General features: G+C 32.9%; 17 protein-coding genes. 9 read left to right on the top strand and 8 right to left on the bottom strand.

The features are described from left to right. Positions 1-48 precede the first annotated feature (48 nt). On the bottom strand, positions 49-339 hold the full coding sequence (locus SYN6308_RS04400) for a Mo-dependent nitrogenase C-terminal domain-containing protein (RefSeq protein ID WP_017293223.1): 291 nt from the start codon (positions 337-339) through the stop codon (positions 49-51). 211 nt (positions 340-550) lie between these two features. On the opposite strand from SYN6308_RS04400, the gene pgl reads away from it, so the two are divergent. The 4 genes from pgl to SYN6308_RS04380 all read left to right on the top strand — a co-directional run bounded on the left by pgl (position 551) and on the right by SYN6308_RS04380 (position 5,168). Next, positions 551-1,258 (top strand): 6-phosphogluconolactonase, encoded by a 708-nt coding sequence (pgl, locus tag SYN6308_RS04395; RefSeq protein WP_017293222.1) that lies wholly within the window; start codon positions 551-553, stop codon positions 1,256-1,258. Positions 1,259-1,353: 95 nt separating this feature from the next. After that, positions 1,354-1,863, top strand: a complete 510-nt coding sequence (locus tag SYN6308_RS21735; RefSeq protein ID WP_017293221.1) for an FHA domain-containing protein — start codon at positions 1,354-1,356, stop codon at positions 1,861-1,863. A gap of 3 nt (positions 1,864-1,866) precedes the next feature. Continuing rightward, entirely contained in the window at positions 1,867-4,203 is a 2,337-nt protein-coding gene (locus SYN6308_RS04385) for a DHH family phosphoesterase (RefSeq protein ID WP_017293220.1), read from the top strand. Positions 4,204-4,526: 323 nt separating this feature from the next. Beyond that, positions 4,527-5,168, top strand: a complete 642-nt coding sequence (locus SYN6308_RS04380) for a DNA-3-methyladenine glycosylase family protein (protein ID WP_017293219.1) — start codon at positions 4,527-4,529, stop codon at positions 5,166-5,168. A 121-nt stretch (positions 5,169-5,289) separates the two neighbouring features. Here SYN6308_RS04380 and SYN6308_RS04375 read toward each other — a convergent pair whose 3' ends face one another. Beyond that, entirely contained in the window at positions 5,290-5,868 is a 579-nt protein-coding gene (locus SYN6308_RS04375) for an esterase/lipase family protein (RefSeq protein ID WP_026101919.1), read from the bottom strand. Positions 5,869-5,989: 121 nt separating this feature from the next. Beyond that, positions 5,990-7,072: a PIN/TRAM domain-containing protein gene (locus SYN6308_RS04370; RefSeq protein ID WP_017293217.1), complete on the bottom strand. Its 1,083-nt coding sequence runs from the start codon at positions 7,070-7,072 to the stop codon at positions 5,990-5,992. Between the two features lie 180 nt (positions 7,073-7,252). Between SYN6308_RS04370 and SYN6308_RS04365 the strand changes: the two genes are divergently transcribed. Beyond that, positions 7,253-7,552, top strand: a complete 300-nt coding sequence (locus tag SYN6308_RS04365; RefSeq protein WP_017293216.1) for a YggT family protein — start codon at positions 7,253-7,255, stop codon at positions 7,550-7,552. Positions 7,553-7,746: 194 nt separating this feature from the next. Here SYN6308_RS04365 and SYN6308_RS04360 read toward each other — a convergent pair whose 3' ends face one another. The 3 genes from SYN6308_RS04360 to SYN6308_RS04350 form a co-directional block, all read right to left on the bottom strand. Next, on the bottom strand, positions 7,747-8,532 hold the full coding sequence (locus tag SYN6308_RS04360) for a phosphate ABC transporter ATP-binding protein (protein ID WP_017293215.1): 786 nt from the start codon (positions 8,530-8,532) through the stop codon (positions 7,747-7,749). Positions 8,533-8,614: 82 nt separating this feature from the next. Continuing rightward, on the bottom strand, positions 8,615-10,483 hold the full coding sequence (gene pstA, locus SYN6308_RS23265; protein ID WP_017293214.1) for a phosphate ABC transporter permease PstA: 1,869 nt from the start codon (positions 10,481-10,483) through the stop codon (positions 8,615-8,617). Next, positions 10,476-11,615 carry a hypothetical protein gene (locus tag SYN6308_RS04350; RefSeq protein ID WP_017293213.1) on the bottom strand — a complete coding sequence of 380 codons (1,140 nt, stop codon included), beginning with the start codon at positions 11,613-11,615 and terminating at the stop codon, positions 10,476-10,478. The genes pstA and SYN6308_RS04350 overlap by 8 nt, the downstream gene beginning before the upstream one ends. 257 nt (positions 11,616-11,872) lie before the next feature. Between SYN6308_RS04350 and SYN6308_RS04345 the strand changes: the two genes are divergently transcribed. After that, positions 11,873-12,949, top strand: coding sequence for a PstS family phosphate ABC transporter substrate-binding protein (locus tag SYN6308_RS04345; RefSeq protein WP_017293212.1), 1,077 nt, complete (start codon positions 11,873-11,875; stop codon positions 12,947-12,949). A gap of 246 nt (positions 12,950-13,195) precedes the next feature. On the opposite strand, the gene SYN6308_RS04340 is transcribed toward SYN6308_RS04345, so the two are convergent. Next, entirely contained in the window at positions 13,196-14,083 is an 888-nt protein-coding gene (locus tag SYN6308_RS04340; protein WP_026101918.1) for an IS982 family transposase, read from the bottom strand. 333 nt (positions 14,084-14,416) lie between these two features. Here SYN6308_RS04340 and kaiC point away from each other — a divergent pair, with 333 nt between their 5' ends. The 3 genes from kaiC to SYN6308_RS04325 are packed head-to-tail and all read left to right on the top strand — an operon-like array spanning position 14,417 to position 17,453. Continuing rightward, complete coding sequence (gene kaiC / locus SYN6308_RS04335; protein ID WP_017293210.1) at positions 14,417-15,937, top strand: circadian clock protein KaiC; 1,521 nt, start codon at positions 14,417-14,419, stop codon at positions 15,935-15,937. 52 nt (positions 15,938-15,989) lie between these two features. Further along, positions 15,990-16,931 carry a protein translocase subunit SecF gene (secF, locus tag SYN6308_RS04330; protein ID WP_017293209.1) on the top strand — a complete coding sequence of 314 codons (942 nt, stop codon included), beginning with the start codon at positions 15,990-15,992 and terminating at the stop codon, positions 16,929-16,931. 51 nt (positions 16,932-16,982) lie between these two features. Continuing rightward, complete coding sequence (locus SYN6308_RS04325) at positions 16,983-17,453, top strand: DUF2214 family protein (protein ID WP_017293208.1); 471 nt, start codon at positions 16,983-16,985, stop codon at positions 17,451-17,453. Positions 17,454-17,750: 297 nt separating this feature from the next. On the opposite strand, the gene SYN6308_RS04320 is transcribed toward SYN6308_RS04325, so the two are convergent. After that, positions 17,751-19,871, bottom strand: coding sequence for a GumC family protein (locus SYN6308_RS04320; protein ID WP_017293207.1), 2,121 nt, complete (start codon positions 19,869-19,871; stop codon positions 17,751-17,753). Positions 19,872-19,900: the final 29 nt, after the last annotated feature.

The raw sequence follows: 19,900 nt of genomic DNA, 5'->3' as shown, positions 1-19,900 counted from the left end.
AAGATAAAATATACCCTTGATAAAATTATCTTTTTTTGATACTAATAATTAGCAATATGGGCTAATATCTTCACCAATTTCACTTAAAAAACATAAAGCCTTAAACCTTAATATCATTAGATTATCGTAAAAAGGATTTAGTTTACATAAAGGCGGAATAGTCACAATTTTTCGATCGAACACACAAATATCTTGAGCAAAAGGGCATTGACTAGGAATTAAACTAACTATTTTTTTAGCGATATTTTTCTCTTTAATTTCCCAAGAATCTAATTTATTTTTAATGTGATTAAAGGGAGATATTAATAAACCTTTCCAAAACTTAGTATAACCAAACATAATCTTTTACCTTTTTGTTATTAGTTTTCCTTAACTGTTTTTAGTATAGCTATAAAAAATAAAAATATCAATAGCGAAATAGATAATTTTTACTTATTAATAAGATTGTGAAAATGAGTAAACCTAGAGACAGAATGTATTGCGGTAGAGGTCGATCGAACTCAAGTTAGAATTTATACTGTAGATATTCTTTCCAGATAAGATAAAATTCATGGTACAAACTAAAATACTTGCCGATAAAACTGCTTTGATTGCCACGGCAACAGATTTTATTATTGAGAAAATCAGAAGTTCGATCGAGCTTACAAACAGATGTACGATCGCCCTAGCTGGAGGAAATACTCCTAAACCAATTTATGAAGCCATCGCCAAAACTGATTTACCTTGGGATAAAATTCATATATTCTGGGGAGATGAGCGTTATGTCTTGCCAACTCATGCCGATAGTAACGAAAAAATGGCAAGGGAAGCATGGTTAAATCACGTTAATATTCCCGTGACGAATATTCATCCCATGCCCACAGATGGAGAAAATCCCGACACCGATGCCCAAAAACATCATCAAGAGATACTCGACTTTTTCGGTTTAACCTCTGGTTTTCCTAGCTTTGACATCATCTTATTAGGTATGGGAGACGATGGACATACGGCTTCTCTTTTCCCTTATACTAAAGCCTTAGAAGTGTTCGATCGACTAATTACCGTCGGAAATCGAGGCGAAAGTTTAAGACTAACCTTCACCATACCCTTAATTAATCACGCAAACTGTGTCATTTTTTTAGTAGCAGGAAGTAGTAAACAAGAGGCTTTAAAAGAGGTATTTAGTGACACAGGCAACCCCAATCAATACCCCAGTAAATTTATTAATCCCCAAGGAGAATTAATCTGGTTTCTTGACAAATCTGCCTTAAATAATTAACCGTTAACAATTTTGCCTTATTCCTCCTTTCCTATTTCTACGGAAAATTCGTTTTTGCGATAAAATGTTGATCACAACCTCAAGAGAAATTCTATATGATTAACGAGTCATCAGAAATTATCACAGACGTAATTGGTAGCCTAGAAGATGTTGGCAATACTGACGTGGTAGGTAACTTAGAAGATATTAGTAATATCGATGTCGATTTATTTGAAACAGATTCTTCTGTTTCACCCACAGCAAATATTATCGATAATTCGACTCAGATTCAAAGTTATAAAGCTAGTCTTACCCATGTACAAACAGGAGTTATTTTAGAATTGCCCACGGAATTACCAGTAATCCACATTGGGAAACCTAACGAAAAAAGTCCTCCCGATATAGACGTATCAGGTTTTCCTCATTCTCAGGTTGTTTCCCGTATCCATGTGGATATTATTGTGGAGGGTGATACTTTTTTCCTTGAAGACACTGGAAGCGCTAATGGTACTTATATCAATCATACACCCTTACCGACAGGAAATCGTCATCGGCTCAAAAATGGAGATCGTATTGCCTTAGGAAAAGAAGACAAAGTGAGTTTTATTTTTGATACTATAATTTAATTCATGGATAGCTACTCATGGGAAATAATCCCAAGCATTGATATTCCTCAATGGTTTTTGGCAGAAATAAAGACTGATGTCAATAATAGTGACATAGATTTTTTAGGGCAATTACTCTGGAATCGGGGGATTCGAGACATTGACAATTTGAGGGAATTATTGAATTGTCATGAGACTCAATCCCTTTCTGGAGATGAATTTGGGCAAGAAATGAAAAGAGGAATCCAGAGTTTACAACAAGCATGGGTGAATCAAGAAAAAGTGGTGATTTGGGGAGATTCCTTCATTGATGGAGTGATAGCCACAGCCATATTAATAGAAGGTTTAAAGCCTTTTTTTTCCTTACAAAATCATCAATTAAGTTACTATATTTCTCCCACTGAAATTAAGGGATTAACCCGTGAAGGTATCGATTTATTAAACCAAAGGGAAGTTAAGTTAATTTTAGTAGTCGATATGGGGTGTCAAAGTCTTGAGATGATTAGTTATGCTCAAGATTTAGAAATAGATATAATTATCATTGACCATCATATTTTACCAGTTGCACGACCTCCTGTTATTTCTTTTCTTAATCCGTTAAATTTCGCAGAAAATCATCCTTTTTATCATCTCTCGGCGGTAGGAATTGCTTATAAATTGTTAGAGAGTTTATATCAAGAATTTTCTCAGGAAAAACCTGACAAATTGTTAGATTTAGTTGCTTTAGGATTATTAGCTTCGGGAGATAATATCAAAGGAGAATCTCGTTATTTACTTAAAAAAGGTATCGAATTAATCTCATTAGAAAAACGCCTTTATATTACAAGATTAATCAAAACTTGTGAAAATAGTAAAGATAAAATTACCGACTATCAAAAAGGTTTAGGCATTCGATTAAATGTGTTTAATAGTCTGTACAAAAAAGATAATTTATTGTTAAAGTTATTAACTACAGAAAATCCTCGTTTATGGGGAGAATTGGTGATGAAAGTTGAGCAATCTTATCGAATTTTTGTAGAGTTAAAAGAAAAAATTATTAAACAATTTAAGCAAAAAATTGCTTCTTTAGATTTATCTAACAATAAGATTATTATTTTGCACAATAATTCATGGGATAGAAAATTATTACCTTTAATCTCTCGCTTTTTAAGTCAAGAATATAGACATCCTATTATTTTATTTTCTAGTGACGAAAATTCGATCGCGCAGCGCCGTTTTACGATCGAGCAGCGCCGTTTTACGATCGCGCAGCGCCACTTCGTGATCGAGTATGGTTATTGTTATGCTCATTCTAGTCTTAATTTATGGGAATTACTCCATAATCAAAGGGATTTATTAATAAGTATCACGAAATATCATCAAGAAATAGAAATATCTTTACCATCAGAAAATATTAACTTATTGACAGATAATCTTAATCAACAATTAAGGAATAAAAGTAATAGTTTATCCTCGACAAAAAAGATTGATTTGATAGTTTCGATCGAACAATTAGGGAAAAAATTATATAATGAGTTAAAATTAATTGAACCTTTTACCTTTGATAATCCTTACCCGAAATTATTAATAAAAAATTGTTGGTTTACAAAAACTTCTGATAAAAAGAAGGATAATCATGGCAACAAATTACCCCTAAATACGGTTTATTTTACCTTAAATGATGAGAGTTGCTCTCAAGGAATTGAAGGGAAATGGGAAGGACATTATAACAATGAAATTAATCAACAATCTCGTTATGATGCTATTATCGAGTTAGATTATCATTTACAAAAAAATCTCTATTTTGTCAAGATAATCGATTTAAAAATTGCACAGGAAAACACTACTTTTTACCGTAACATTAACCATCTTCCTACTATTGTAGATTATCGATCGAACCTTACCTTATTAAATAATATTGATCATCGTGAAATTTTAGTCAACGAATGTCCTTTACAATGGCAAGAAATCACCGATAAATCCCAAAAAGCGATCGACAATCAAAAAGATTTAGTTTTAGCCTATCAGCATCAAAATAACCTCGATATAGAACAACTTTGGCAAACTTTAATTAAGCTAATTAAACAGAATATACAGAAAAGTGAGGAGATTTCGATCGAAGAAATATTACCCTTATTAGCTATTAAAAAAGATACCTTAAAAATTATCTTAAATGCTTTACAAGAAATCAATATTAGTTATCAAATAGTTGGTAATAAAATAAAATTTAGACAAAATCAAGCCAACTTTTTGCCAGAAAATTATGTAAAAGTTAAAAATATTTTTGAAGAAATAATATATCAAGAAAACTTACAAAAAAACTATTTTTATCAAGCACCAATTCCCATCATTCAAGAAGAAATTAAACTAATTTATGACTAAAAAAATATGTTATATTTATCTGCAAACCATAAGAAAATTTTTTCTAAATATATTAGTTTCCCTCTCCTGTAGCAGCAGTTTTTTCAAAGTCGGGGTAAAATTGTATTTTGTAAGTTCAATTTCCACCAAAAATATCATGATTTTTAATGATAATTAATTTTTAAATCAGTAAAAATGGCTAGATTTCTTCTCAATTATAGTTTTGAATTAAACCAAATTTTGAGAATGAAAACGCCCTGCTGTGGGAGAGGGTTAGGGGAGAGGGTTAGGGGAGAGGGTTAGAAAATTATTATCAGTATTAAATTATTTTTATAAATAACTTTATGTCAATTAATCACAAAAAATTAGTAAAACCTATTACTCCATTGTATTGGCAAAAAGCCCTCGAACTTCTTACACATCAAGATAAAATAATTGGTAACTTAATCATCACTTATCCCGATGAAATATTGACAAATCATCATAACCCCTTTCATACACTAATTAGGGCAGTAGTAGGGCAACAAATCTCAGTGAAAGCCGCCGAAGCAGTCTGGCAAAGACTTGCCACCGTCTTAGAAAGTATTACTCCCCATAGTTTTTTGACTTCAGACAGGGAAAAATTACGTCAATGCGGATTATCCCGACAGAAAATTAATTACATCACCAACGTTGCCAACGCTTTCCATGATGGACTTTTAACCCCAAATACATGGGAATACATGAGTGATCATGAAATCATTAAACAGTTAACCCAAATCAAAGGTATTGGTGAATGGAGTGCGCAAATGTTTCTAATCTTCCATTTACATCGTCCTGATATACTACCATTAGCTGATTTAGGATTAATCAACGCCATCTATCAACATTATGGAAACATGACAAAAGCTGAAATAATTACATTGTCACAACAATGGCAACCTTATCGCACTGTCGCAGTGTGGTATCTTTGGCGTTCTCTTGATCCCTTTGTCATTCAATATTAACCTAGAAGATGAAGATATAGCAATACTCGTTTTAGTGAGGTACGAAAATTTTCGTTGAAAGGCAATAGGCAAAACAAATGTACGTCATAATAAAAAAAACGCCATAGATGAATGTTAAATTTTAAGTATTTAAAAAAGAATTAATTTCATCAAAAACTCTTTGATCACTTAACATCCATTTATGGATTAAAATAGGAATATCAACCTCTTTACCGATACCTAAAATAGAACTATTAGCTGGAAGAATCATCAAATCAAAAGGAGTCCAAATAATTAAACAATTAATCATTCCTAATGTTTCCTTGACATCGTGATTTAAGTCTTGTAAAAACTCACTATTCGGACACATTTGTTGAATCCCTTTTAAGGGAGGAAGATAAGCTAAATTAGTACCATTATTAGGTGCAGAAATGCTAATATATCGATCGACTTTAGTTAACCCATTAAGCCTTTGAAGATAATAACGAGTGACTAATCCTCCCATACTAAAACCAAGCAAAATTATTTTTTCTTCAGAGGGGAATTGAGTATCAATAAATTGTTTAACTTGTTGTGCCAAATCCCGTAAATCTGCACTACCAAAATTAGGAATTAAATCAAGAGTATAGATAGTAAATCCCTTATTTTGAAAATAGGATTTCATGGTATCAAAAACATTGCCCGTATCAGTAATACCATGAACCATTAAAATAGAATTCATGTGATAGGTAAAAAAGATGAATATATAGAAAGATAAAAACTGTCAAATTTCCTTGAATTTCTTAACCAGAAACAATGATACTTGACAGTTAACCTTTGCGTGACATACTCTAACAATGAAATTAAGAAACCATAGCAGAAGCATTAGTTTTAGCAAAAATCATTCTTCCTGCGGAGGTTTGCAAAGCAGAAGTAACAATAACTCTCATTTCCGCGCCTACATAACCATTAGCTTCTTCTACTACCACCATTGTACCATCTTCTAAGTAACCAATACCTTGACTGGGTTCTTTACCATGTTTGAGAATTTTTAAGTCGATATAGTCGCCGGGTAAATAAATAGGGCGCACAGCTTGAGCTAAATCGTTAACATTAAGTATTTCAATTTTTTGTAAACTAGCCACTTTACTTAAATTAAAGTCGTTAGTAATCAACATAGCGTTGATGTCATGGGCAAGGTGCAATAATTTTGCGTCAACGGTGGTGACATCTTCATATTCTTCGGGATGAATGACAATTTTATCTGGATAAGTTTCCTGCATCTGATTTAAGATGTCTAATCCTCGTCTGCCTCGCACTCTTTTTTGATCATTAGTAGCATCGGCTAATTGTTGCAATTCGTTTAAGATAAACTGGGGGATTAAAATTTGTCCTTCCAGAAAACCAGTAGAGAGAAGTTGTTGAATTCTCCCGTCAATGATACAGCTAGTATCTAAAATTTTGGTGGCAACGGGTTTTAATGTGCCTTCTGCCACTAACATGGATTCGATGCTGTTGGGGTTAATCAGTCGTAAAAATGTACGCCCGTGAGCATCTGCAAGGGATACCCCTAAAACCGCAAACATCACACTACCAAGTATTGCCATCATAGGTTTGATGAAACTGAAGTTACCCGGTATGGGTAAAAGGAAAATTGGGGCTAACATTAAATTAGCTAAAAGTAATCCTATCACTAAGCCGATGGCTCTAGTAATAATAACTTCGATGGGAGTTTTGCGAATTTTTTGCTCTAGTCGTCTGTAGGTAGTTTGGGCAACTAATCCTAATGCTAATCCGATGATGGAAGCGAATCCTGCCGCTAACCATCTCAAAGCCTGAATATTGGATATTTGATTTTGTATATCATCGGGTAGAATTTCAATAACATCGAAACCTACTCCCGCAAAGGCTAGAACAAAAATACTAATAATAATTACGTCAATCATAAAATTTGATCCTCGTTTTGGATACAGATAAGGTCTATTATAATCTTTCGATCGATCCTAATCTGTTAAGTAAGGTTAACTAAAATCTATTTTAACTTTTTTCGTTTTGAGTTGTTTTCTTCTCAAAATGGGTTCGATGGTTGTGGTAAAATCAGATTATAAATTAGAGATAAAATTTATATGAATCTTGCAATTATTGGTAGTGTGTTATTAGGGATTTTATTACTGATAATGACAGTATTATTTATTTTTCGCATCGTTTTAACGTGGTATCCCAACGTCAATTTAACGGAATTTCCCTATAAATTAGCTTATTTACCTACAGAACCATTTTTAGCACCTACCCGTAAAATAATTCAACCTTTAGGGGGTATCGATATTACTCCAGTGGTGTGGCTTGGCATTATTACCCTATTAAGAGAAGTATTGTTAGGGCAACAAGGCTTAATTACATTGGCGATTAGACACAGTACAATTTAACACCCTGGGGTATTAGGGTATTGGTGTATTAGGGGGATTTTTTCTAATAATTGATTAATTAATAGTTAAAAACTTTCGTATCTGCCACTATATATTAGTTTCAGAAATTAACATTTTCAACTTTGAAAACCCCCTGCTTAAAAAAGGGGGAATTTATTGAGAAAATTGGTATCTTTATTTCTGAAAATTACTTCTTACTTATTGATGGCAATTCCTCCTGAAGTGTAGGCTAAAGTTTCTTGATTATCAGGGTTAAGAAATATCTTTTCGACACTGTTTTGTTCTACAATAAACCCAGTTTTATTACCTCGATCGTCCTCTCTCATATCCATATAAATTACATCATCACAAATACGAGCAATTTGTTTGAGATCATGAGTAGTGATAATGATGGTATAATCTTTCTTTAATTGATATAATAAATTCTCAATTTCGAGGGTAGAAATTGGGTCTAATGCAGAACAAGGCTCATCTAATAGTATAATCTCTGGTTGAATAGCGATGGCTCTTGCTAAACAAAGTCGTTGTTTTTGCCCTCCCGAAAGATTCATAGCGTTTTTATGAAGGTGATTTTTTACCTCATCCCATAAACCGACTTTTTTTAATGAATCTTCTACTAAATCATCCAGATTTTTTTTATAACCATTTGCTTTTAAAGTCATAGAAATATTTTTATAAATTGATGTAGGAAAAGGGGCAGGGCGTTGAAATAACATACCAATAACCCTACGCAATTGCACTAAATTGACATCAGAATCGTAAATATTCTGCTCTTTAAACAAAATATTTCCCTTAATTTTCATGCCATCAACAAAATCATTAAGGCGATTAAAACACTTTAATAGAGTACTTTTTCCACAGCCCGATCGACCTATAATGCCAGTAATTTCTTGAGGCTTTATGTCTAAATAAACTCCTGCAATAATCGGCAAATTTTGATATAAAACTGTCAAATTTTCTACTTTAATTATACTATTCATATTAATATTTTTTAAATTTTAAATAAGTTATTAATAAATACACTCAACCTGAGTACAATTATTAATTGTTAATTGTTAATTATTAATTGTTAATTGATGCTCGGATTAATAGGGAAATTAAATTGAGAATTAATAGTATCACCACCAAAACAATAATGGCGGCGGCGGCTAAAGATTGAATCTCCTCCTTCGGATTTTGTAACCAATAGAATATTTGTACTGGTAAAGTTGTATAACTACTGGTTAAACCTTCCCATGACAGAGGGGGTAAAAATCGCACGGATGCTTTTGCACCAACTCCAATTAAAGCGGCGGTTTCTGCTAAAGCACGAATTTGGGCAATTAATACCCCCGTAATGATGCTGGGTAAGGCACGGGGAATGACTAATTGTTGTAATACTTGCTCTTTTGTCATGCCTACGGCATAGCCTCCCTGTCTTAAAGTTTTGCCAACATGTTTTAAGGCGCTACGACTGGTAATAATGAGGGTGGGTAAAGTCATCACTGTTAAAACTAATGCACCAGAAAGGATACTATAACCCCCAGTGACAGGTTTTAACAAACGCACAAAAATTTCTAAACCGAGTAAACCATAGATAATACTAGGAATAGCCGCTAAATTGGCGATACTGACTTCTAAAAAGCGATTTAAGGCGTTATTTTTGCGATATTCTTCTAAATAAATGGCACTTCCCACCCCCAAAGGTACAACCATAATTAAACTAAGAATAAATAACCAGACACTGCCGACTAAACCGGCTAAAATCCCTGATTCTTCTACCCGACGAGAGGAAAAACTGGTTAAAAATGTCCAGTTGATGCGGTGTAAGCCCATTTCTCCCACATCCCATAAGAGGATGATGAGGAAAACAATGCCTATCATACCAGCACAAAAACCACTAATTTTTAATATTTGATCTAGTATAATTCTCGGTAAAGAAATTTTACTATGAAGATTAATTATTTCTTTTTCTATGGGTAATATATATTTATTTTCTGAGTTGTTAGTAACATAATTACTAGATATTTTTTCCTTGAAACTACTCTTATTTTCGCTTTTTTCTTCCCTATTTTGTAACCAATAACTAAAGGTATTTAAGAAAAATGTTGCTAAAAAGAGAATAAATCCCACGGTAAAAATAGTTTTAAACATAATCGAGTCAAACTCTACTGTGCCTAAACTTACTCTAATAATAAATGATGTGATGGTTTCGATCGAATCAAAAGGATTTAAAGTAAGATTCGGTTTTTGCCCAGAGGCAATAGAAACAATCATAGTTTCACCAACCGCTACAGAAGTTGCCAAAGTGATAGCAGATAAGACTTTAGGGAAAATAGCAGGTAAAAGAATTAAACGAATAACCTCTTGTTTAGTTAATGCTAAAGCATAGCCAGAATTGCGTAATTCAGGAGAAAGAGAGATTAAAGCATCTTCTGTTAAAGAAGCAATAATAGGAATAATCAAAATTCCGATACAAATACCAGCGCTTAAAGCATTAAATCCGCCAAGGGAAGGGAAAAAATAACTTTGTAAAAAAGGAGTGAGAAATAAAAGAGCAAAATATCCATAAACAACTCCCGGAATACCGTTTAAAGATTCCAAAGAAATTTTTAAAATACCTCTCCATTTATTAGAGGCATATTCTGCTAAATAAATTCCTGCTAAAATGCCTAATGGAATGGCGATAATTAAAGAGATTAGAGTTACTAAAAAAGTACCAGAAAGTAAAACAATTATACCAAATTGAGCATTACTATAGTTAGGAGTCCATTCTTTACTGGTAAAAAAATTAAAGATAGAAATTTCTTGAAAAAATTGCCAAGTTTGAGTAATAAAAATAGAGAAAATAATGAAAGTAATAATAATAGGAATAAATCCTAAAATAGTAAAACAAATTTCCTGCCATGATTTGGGATTTTTTACTAAATTTACTGAAGATGTTTTATACATTATCTCCTCCTTCGACTAAATTAGTTAATTTATTTAAAGCTAATTGTGTACCTTCAGAGTTGCGAGTTAAACTTTTAACTACCACTCTATTTTCTTGTGCAGTATTAACCAAAATTTTAATTTCAGGTTTCAATTGTTTTGCAATACTATTAACACTTGCTGTGGCTTCTGCAATTTGTAAACTCAGTTTTTTGATTTCTTCAGCAATCATATTAAAAGATAAACCTCTCCCATCATCTGCAGGTAAATTAGCTACCATTACCCCAGCTTGAAAAGATAAATTTTCGACTCTTTTACTAATTTTGTTAATTAAATCTGTTGCCTGATTGACATTCTTAATTTTCTCTTGAAAACTATCGCCAATTTCGTTAATTTGTTCGGTAAATTGAATCATTAATTTTACACTTTCACTTAAGGCTGAAAAGGTATTTTTTCCTTCTTTCGATAAGAGTAAACCTACTTCAGAAAATCTGTGATTCAAATTATTAACTTTTTGAGTTTCTAAGAATAATTGATTTTGTTTTTCTTCTAATTCTTCGGTTTGATTTTTAAGTAATTTATTAGCTTTTTTTAAGTCTTTTTGTTGTTGTTCTAATTGCTCTGCATACTCTTTTACTTTTTGTTTTTCTAGTTCGATCGTACTTGCATAATCCCTTAAATTTTGTTCTTGTTCTACCAGTTTATCATTAATTTCCGAGAAAGTTTGAGCTTGATATAAAATTAAAATACTTAATTCTAACATTCCCACTTCTTCCCCTTTTTTAGTAACAACTATGGGTTCATATATAAAGTCTGGACTACGTTCTAAAGCAATCTTTACGGCTTCATTTATGCCCGTTTTTAAGGGAATTTTAAGAGGTTCATAATTAAAACTTTCTATAAGTAATTTAATAGGACGTTTACTATAAATATCTCTAGCATATTCTTTGCTCATTTTTTCAAAGAATTTTCGCCGAGAAATAATGCCAAATACCTCATTATTTTTAAGAATAAAAACCCCTGAAAGTTTTGGATTTAATAGTAATTGTTCTTCTACTATTTCTGTAGAAACCTTAATATCAACTCTATAATTATCTAAAGGTAATTGTTTAAGAGTGGTGTAATATTGATTAATATTATGTTCATTTTTCATGGTATAAGGTAATTGAGCCTCAATAGCAAATCATAAATTTAAGGGGATTATAAGTATAAATTTTACAATAATTTTAAGAATAATTATTTTTAAATTGTGGATGATTAATCTTTAATTGTCAATAGTTTTATTTCTTAATTTTTCATTAATTAAAACTTAACCTATTCTTAATTTTATAATAACCTTAATTACTAGATTGATAAGTTATATTTTAGACAAATAAAGAAGTAAATGTATTAATAAAGACAGTAATTTTTATGAAAATTAAAACTAACAAAATCAGTAAATTATGGTTATCTTTTCCCTTAATTATGATCTTAATGGGAGTACAATCTTGTGGTAAAAATAACTCAACGGCAACAGTTACCCCTCCCCAAAAGAGTGATTTAACAGGTAATATTAGTATTGATGGTTCATCGACAGTATTCCCTATTACTCAGGCTATGGCGGAGGATTTTCAAGATGATAATGAAGGGGTAAAAATTGCTATTGGCGTTTCTGGCACGGGGGGCGGTTTTAAGAAATTTTGTGCTGGAGAAACGGATATTTCTAACGCTTCTCGCCCGATTAAAAAGGAGGAGATAGAGAAATGTCAACAAGAAGGCATTGAATATGTAGAGTTACCTGTGGCGTTTGATGCTTTGTCGGTGGTGGTTAATCCTGAAAACGATTGGGCGGTATGTTTGACACAAAAAGAATTAGAAACCATCTGGAATCCTTCTGCTCAGGGTAATGTAACTAATTGGAAACAAGTTCGATCACAAAGTGGCGCTGCGCGATCGAGCTTTCCTGATGTACCATTAAACTTATACGGACCGGGTACAGATTCGGGTACGTTTGATTACTTTACGGAAGCTGTGAATGGTAAAGGAGGAGAAAGTAGGGGAGACTATACCGCTAGTGAAGATGATAACGTCATTGTACAGGGTGTTGGAGGCGATCGAGGTGCTTTAGGCTACTTTGGTCTTTCTTATTTAGAAGAAAACTTAACGAAAGTGAAGCCCATTTCCATCGATGATGAAGATGCTAGTAATGGTGAGGGTTGTATTGAGCCTAGTATTGCTACCGTAGAAAATGGTACATATCAACCCCTAGCTCGTCCTATTTTTATCTATGTGAAAAAAGCATCTTTACAACGCCCCGAAGTCAAAAGTTTTGTAGAATATTATCTCAGTAAAGAGCATAAATCGATCGTGGATGAGATCGGTTATATTCACTTATCTGATACCGTTTATGATAAAGCCTTAGCCCGTCTTTCGGCAGAAAAAACAGGTACAGTATTTCCTGAAGGTTCAACTATTGGACTTAAACTAGAGGAGGTGTTGGATAATTGAGAATGGAAAATGGAGAATGGATAATTAGACATCGATCGTATTTTATAGAATAAGGTTAAAATCTACAAACCATTGAAGAACCCCACCTTACTTCACCTGAGTTCGATATAACAGTGAACCTGAAAACAATGTAAAATAAGGGTTTTGTCTTGATTGATAATTTTTATCTAAAAATAAGCATGAAAAACCAGAGCTAAAATTATTCTTTTTTAGCCTAATATATCTACTTTTATATAGTTATTAAGTTTAAATTACTAATGGGGATAAAGAGTTTATTTCCTCTTTTTCTAATTGTAATTTAGGTTTTTTATCTTGCCATGTATAAGCGATTAATCCACCAATTACATTTACCAAAAAATTAATTGGACTTCGGTGTCGTGAATGAACTATTTGGGATATATTTTGTAACTGGTCATTGACAGTTTCAATTAAAGAGCGTTTTCTTAACATCAACTTTTCCCATAATTCTAATAATTTATTTTTCATCTTTTTTTTGAATGGGATAATTAATTTAATATTTCTTTGATATGGTTCTTGGAATAAATCTTGGGAAATATATCCTTTATCCCCAAATAATCTACCCCATATATATTTTGTTAAATAAGGAACTGTTTTTCGATCATCAACATTTCCTGGTGTTATTTTAAAAGCCAATATTTCACCTTGCTCATTAATAACCAAATGAAGTTTAAAACCATAGTACCAGTCGATAGAGCTTTTCCCCCAATGAGCAAAGTTCTCAAAAACTTTATTTCTTTTCGCTCTTTTATTGTGGCAAATAGCAATACCCATTGTGTCGATAAAAGAGATTCCAGTACATAGTCCTTTACGAGTATTGAGATAAAAAATTAAAGGAATTAAAGCCGAAGATTTTAGTTCAACAAAACGATTGTAACTGACCAAATTAGGAAAATCTTGAAGATGATAAATCTGAATATGATCTTGATAATAATGTTTAAAGTTCCGATAACTGGAATGATGAAAATAAATAATAATAGTCATAATTTCACTTAAGGATAATCGACTATTTTTGATTCTTTTTTTCTGTGTAGATAATAAAAGTTGCTGATTAAAAGATGGTTCAAAAATTAAACAAAAATTATCAACCTTATAGAAGAGTCTTTCTAAGTCTATAACAATCAATTTTAAAAAATAACATATTGATTATGAAATTAATAAAAAAGAAAAGGAGATATTAGCAATGAAATTTAATAAATATTTCACAAAAATTAACTTATTAATCTGGGTAGAGCTGTTAATCTATTAAGAATTCTAAAGTAGTGAAAAACAGTATAAAACCAAAACTCATATTAGTTAATAGTTTGAGACTATTTTCTTATATCGAACTCAGGCTAAAGAGGGAAGGGGTATTCTTGCTCCCATTTTGATAAAATAAAACTTGCATTGTCAGTAATCAGACTAGATAATATATTATTGTTGATGATGTTGATTATAGAGAGAAAATGAATGAGTCAAGAAACCGATTTAGATATTGACTACATAGAAAAGCTAGAAACGGGGATTCCGGGTTTCGATTTTTTAGCAGAAGGAGGATTACCTAAAGGAAGGGCAACACTCATTTCAGGTACAGCAGGAAGTGCTAAAACTGTGTTTGCTTGTCAATTTTTAGTGGAAGGTGTTAAATTAGGAGAGAATGGTGTTTTTGTAACGTTTGAAGAACCGCCTAAAGCCATTAGGTGCAATATGTCGGGTTTTGGTTGGAAAATCAGGGAATGGGAAGCGAATCGACAATGGGCTTTTGTGGATGCTTCTCCTCAACCCGGAGAAATTCCTATGGTGGCAGGAGAATATGATTTAGGGGCGTTAATTGCCAGAATTGAGTATGCTATTCGCAAATACTCCGCCCAACGGGTATCTTTAGATTCTTTAGGCGCAATTTTTAGTCATTTGGCAGATAGCGCCCAAGTGAGAAATGATTTATTTAGATTGGCTTCGGCGTTAAGGGAGTTGGGTGTCACTGCGATTATGACGGCTGAACGTACACAAGAGTACGGAGAAATTAGCCGTTATGGAGTAGAAGAATTTGTGGCGGATAATGTGGTGATTTTACGCAATGTTTTAAATGATGAAAAACGTCGCCGTACGATCGAAATCTTAAAGTATCGTGGTACAGATCATCAAAAAGGAGAGTATCCTTTTACCATTATTCCCCGTCAAGGTATGGTAGTTGTACCCTTGAGCGCGATCGAACTAGAGCAACATTCATCTAATATTAGGATAACCTCTGGTAGTGAAGAATTAGATCGGATGTGCGGAGGTGGATTTTTCCGAGACTCCATTATTTTGGTGTCTGGGGCGACAGGTACGGGTAAAACCCTGATGGTGACAGAGTTTATGGCAGGGGGAGTACAAAATGATGAACGTTGTTTAGTCTTTGCTTTTGAAGAAAGTAGAGAGCAATTATTCAGAAATGCCACAGGTTGGGGAGTGAACTTTCAGCAGATGGAAAAAGAAGGCAAACTCAAAGTAGTGTGTCGTTATCCCGAAACTACGGGGTTAGAAAACCATCTTATCAACATGAAGGAAACCATCAAAGAATTTAAACCAAATCGAGTGGCGGTAGATAGTCTTTCCGCATTAGAGAGGGTATCAAATCTTAAAGGTTTTCGAGAATTTATCATTGGCTTAACTTCTTTCATCAAACAGCAGGAAATCGGCGGTTTATTTACTTCCACTACTCCCACATTACTAGGGGGTTCATCCATTACAGAAGCTCATATTTCTACTATTACCGACTCGATTATTTTATTGCGATATGTAGAAATGTATGGAGAAATGCGTAGAGGTATAACGGTATTAAAAATGCGAGGCTCGATGCACGATAAAGATATTCGAGAGTTTACCATTGATCATCAAGGAATGCACATCGGGCATCCATTCCGTAACGTTACAGGTATTTTAGCAGGTACACCCATGTACACAACTCAAACGGAAGTTGAGCGTCTTAGTAACCTATTTGAGGAATAATTAGGAAGTTTAAACTGATATTATTAAAAAAAACTATTAATTATCAATATTTATGAAATTTAGCGTTGTTAAATGGGAAAAAGTCTGGTGGAGTATCTCGGCTTTTCTTTGTATCGGTAGTATTTTGGCGATGATTATTTCTTATACTACCACAGGTAATATTTTGCGTCCTAGTCTGGATTTTGTGGGAGGAACTAGGTTACAGCTAGAATTAGATTGTACTATTGTCAATAATTGCGATCGAGCTATTACAGTTAATGAAGTAAGAGAAATATTAGAAACGGAAAATTTAGCCACTAATAGCAGTATTCAGATTGTCGGAGAAGATAAACACGGTATTTCTATTCGCACCAAAACCTTAGATGTGGATGAGAGAAGCAAATTACAAGAGGTTTTAACGGAAAAAATCGGTGTTTTTGACCAAAAAACCATACAAATTGATACCGTAGGACCTACCATAGGGAAAGAACTTTTTATCTCTGGTATTTTAGCCTTAGTAGTCTCTTTTACAGGAATTATCGTTTATCTAAGTTTTCGTTTTCAAACAGACTATGCTATTTTCGCCATTGTTGCCTTATTTCATGATGTTTTAGTGACGGCAGGAGTTTTTGCTATCTTAGGTTTAGTGGCTGGGGTAGAAGTGGATACTCTGTTTTTGGTGGCTTTACTGACTATTACAGGGTTTTCGGTTAATGATACCGTAGTTATTTACGATCGAATCCGAGAAACCAGCCAAAATACTGATATTGACAACATGAATGACATAGTAGATCAAGCCGTATTGCAGACTTTAACTCGATCGATCAACACCAGTTTAACCACTCTTTTACCCGTAGTTGCCATTTATTTATTCGGTGGTGATACTTTGAAATATTTTGCTTTAGCTTTAATTGTGGGCTTTGTTTGTGGAGCTTATTCTAGTATTTTTATTGCCAGTACTTTGCTAGGTTGGTGGCGAAAAACTATGATGAAAAAACAAACTGTTCAAGCATAAAATTTTATTATTTAAGTTCAAATTTTTACCATTATCAGGAGTTTATTTACCATGTGGGCTAGTGCTATTGTTGCTTATTTTCATTATCTCAGTATCGGAGTTATTTTCGCTTCTCTTGCTATTGAATTTTTTACCTTAAAAGAAGAATTAACTGTTAAAGAAGCATGGCGTATTGTGTTAGCAGACAGTGCCTATGGTATAGGTGCGATCGTCATTTTAGCTACGGGTGTTTTAAGAGTTTTATACTTTGCTAAAGATACCGCTTATTATATGAATCAACCAGTTTTTTGGGCTAAAATTACCGTTTATTTAATAGTAGGAACAGTATCTCTTTATCCCACTATTTCATTTTTAAAATGGATTAAATCTCTCCTAGAAGAAAAAGCTCCAGAAATGACGATTAATCAATATAAAAGATTAAAAAATATCATTGTTTTTGAGTTAATCGGATTTAGTATTATTCCCTTATTAGCTTCTATGATGGCTAGGGGAATCGGCACAAATTACCTGAGTTCGATATAAAAATAGGTGAGGGCTGACTCTCGTTGACAGGAAGACAGGAAGACAGGAAGATTGTATTTCTGATGAATGAATAAAATTCTCTCAAAAGTACATCAAATATTGAGAATTTTTCTCCCTGTCCACTTGTCCACTTGTCCACCTGTCTAGTTTTCATCATTTTCTTTATGTCGAACTGAGGTCGACTTGTCCACTTGTCTCGTTTTCACCACTTTTCTTCTATCGAACTGAGGTGTCTCGTCTTCATCATTTTTCTTCTGTCGAACTGAGGTGAGGTTGATTTCAATACTCTTATGATACCTATTTCTTATTTTTTAATTTCTGATTTGTTTGATTGTGATAATGTGAATAGTTAGAGTAATAATAATAATTATCAGTATCAGCAGTAAAGCCGTTGAGTACTAAGCCTACAACATTAACCTCCGCTTGGATTAAAGATTCTTTTGTTCCTGCTAACATGGATGTATTTATTTTTCCTTGACGTATAACCACTAACATTCCATCGCTCATTCTACCTAATATTTGAGCATCCGCAGCGACACTAATAGGGGGTGCATCAATAATAATTAAATCATATTCTTTTTTTATTTCCTCAATGAGGTATAACATTTGAGATGAGCCAATTAAGGCAACAGGATTAGATTGATTATTTCCTGCGAATAAAATATCTAAATTATCCATCACCGAAACTACTGAGTCTGAGATTAAGGCGTTATTTTCTTTCTGTAATAAGTTACTTAATCCTAAGCCGTTATCTATATTTTTCCAAATTTTCTTTTGTCCGGGTTGTCTTAAATCTGCTTCAATTAATAAAACTTTTTTACCTATCCCCGCTGCAGCAAGGGCGATATTAGCCGAAATTGTTGATTTACCCTCTTTAGCTACAGTACTGGAAATCGTGATGACTTTTAAGGGTTTTTCTTCTGTATCCATAAAATTGAAACTAGCAACAATAGCCCTAAAATTTTCAGACACAGGAGAAGATGGATTGTCTTTAACAGGTAAATCACTGGTGATATTATCGATTTTTCGGCGATAAAAATCAGGAATATTTCCTAATAATGGGTAGCTAAAATAATATCGAATTTGCTTAATATTATTAATTCCTTGATCTGATTTTTCTAGTAAATAAGCCACTAATGAACCAGCTAGAATACCTCCTAAAAATCCTTGAATTAAATAAGTTAACGCACGGTTAGTTGTGGGTTCTTTTGGTACAGAAGCAAATTCTGCCGATCGAATATTTCCTTGAGTATTATTAATAGCTATTTGTACATCTTGATAATTTTTAATTAAATTTTGTAATAAATCACTTCGAGCATTTAATTCTCTTTGTAATTGTTCTTGTTCAAACTCTAAATTTGGTAAAATATCCACCCTTTCTCGATAGTTGTCGATGAGTTGATTTAAAGATTTTAATCTGGCTTCTAAACTGGCAATTTCTCGATCGAGATTAGCATATTCAGCTAACAAAATATTTTGATTAGAACCGGGTTGATAAATGTCTTCTACATTAGTTTGAGGTGAATTTCCCTGAATATTAACATTTTGAAGATATTTTTGTAATTGTTCTTCTAAAACATCACGTTTTTTTTCTAAAGAAATTAATTGAGGATGCTCATTTCCTAAACGAATTTTTTCTTGTTCAATGACAGTTTTAATTTCTTGAATTTCTTTGATCAATGAAGCCACAATAGGAGATTCATTAACAAATGTGGAAGTAATACCACCTTGGGAATCCACAGGAAAGATTTTTTGGAGGGAATCTCTACGAGATTTTTGAGAGGCTAATTGAGCTTCTACTTCCGCTATTTGACTGTCTAATCCACTTATAATTTGAATGGTAGAACCTGCTTCTGCGGTAATGTCAAGAATACGATTATTTTGTTTAAAGTTTTTTAATTTTTCAGCAGTTTTTTCTAATTCTTTTTGACTTTCAGGAATCTGTTTTTCTAAAAAACTAGCTAACTCTCTAGTTTGAGCAACTTTTTGATCTTTGTCTAATTGCACATAATTTTTTATCCAAGTATTAACAATTTCTGTCGCTAATTCGGGATCTTCAGCAATAAAAGAAAGCTCAATTACATCGGTTTTTTCAGGATTTATTACCATTAAATTTGTCGATAATTTTTTCGGGTCTAAATCTAAAGGTAACTGTAAATCAGTCATGACTTTTTTCGCCAAAGTATCAGACTTAATTAAGACGACATCATTACTTAATTTTGTTTGAGAACCCAAGGCAAAAGGGTCTGCTATATTAGGGCTTGTTGTTTCAAAAATAAGTGTTCCACTAGCACGATAAAGGGGAGCGGCTTTTCTCGATCGATCGTAACCTAAAAAGAAGAACACGAGGACAAAGACTAAGGAAGCCGGTAGCCATCTTTTACGAATAATTTTGAGATAAATAAAAAATTCTTCCATAGGAATAAAATTTATTGATGAAGATAGAA

Source organism: Geminocystis herdmanii PCC 6308, from assembly GCF_000332235.1.
GTDB lineage: Bacteria > Cyanobacteriota > Cyanobacteriia > Cyanobacteriales > Cyanobacteriaceae > Geminocystis > Geminocystis herdmanii.
This window is presented reverse-complemented; position numbering and strand designations above follow the sequence as displayed.

Coding starts and splice junctions, on each gene's coding strand:
- SYN6308_RS04400 (WP_017293223.1), bottom strand. CDS start 339: ATGTTTGGTTATACTAAGTTTTGGAAAGGTTTATTAATATCTCCCTTT.
- pgl (WP_017293222.1), top strand. CDS start 551: ATGGTACAAACTAAAATACTTGCCGATAAAACTGCTTTGATTGCCACG.
- SYN6308_RS21735 (WP_017293221.1), top strand. CDS start 1,354: ATGATTAACGAGTCATCAGAAATTATCACAGACGTAATTGGTAGCCTA.
- SYN6308_RS04385 (WP_017293220.1), top strand. CDS start 1,867: ATGGATAGCTACTCATGGGAAATAATCCCAAGCATTGATATTCCTCAA.
- SYN6308_RS04380 (WP_017293219.1), top strand. CDS start 4,527: ATGTCAATTAATCACAAAAAATTAGTAAAACCTATTACTCCATTGTAT.
- SYN6308_RS04375 (WP_026101919.1), bottom strand. CDS start 5,868: ATGAATTCTATTTTAATGGTTCATGGTATTACTGATACGGGCAATGTT.
- SYN6308_RS04370 (WP_017293217.1), bottom strand. CDS start 7,072: ATGATTGACGTAATTATTATTAGTATTTTTGTTCTAGCCTTTGCGGGA.
- SYN6308_RS04365 (WP_017293216.1), top strand. CDS start 7,253: ATGAATCTTGCAATTATTGGTAGTGTGTTATTAGGGATTTTATTACTG.
- SYN6308_RS04360 (WP_017293215.1), bottom strand. CDS start 8,532: ATGAATAGTATAATTAAAGTAGAAAATTTGACAGTTTTATATCAAAAT.
- pstA (WP_017293214.1), bottom strand. CDS start 10,483: ATGTATAAAACATCTTCAGTAAATTTAGTAAAAAATCCCAAATCATGG.
- SYN6308_RS04350 (WP_017293213.1), bottom strand. CDS start 11,615: ATGAAAAATGAACATAATATTAATCAATATTACACCACTCTTAAACAA.
- SYN6308_RS04345 (WP_017293212.1), top strand. CDS start 11,873: ATGAAAATTAAAACTAACAAAATCAGTAAATTATGGTTATCTTTTCCC.
- kaiC (WP_017293210.1), top strand. CDS start 14,417: ATGAGTCAAGAAACCGATTTAGATATTGACTACATAGAAAAGCTAGAA.
- secF (WP_017293209.1), top strand. CDS start 15,990: ATGAAATTTAGCGTTGTTAAATGGGAAAAAGTCTGGTGGAGTATCTCG.
- SYN6308_RS04325 (WP_017293208.1), top strand. CDS start 16,983: ATGTGGGCTAGTGCTATTGTTGCTTATTTTCATTATCTCAGTATCGGA.
- SYN6308_RS04320 (WP_017293207.1), bottom strand. CDS start 19,871: ATGGAAGAATTTTTTATTTATCTCAAAATTATTCGTAAAAGATGGCTA.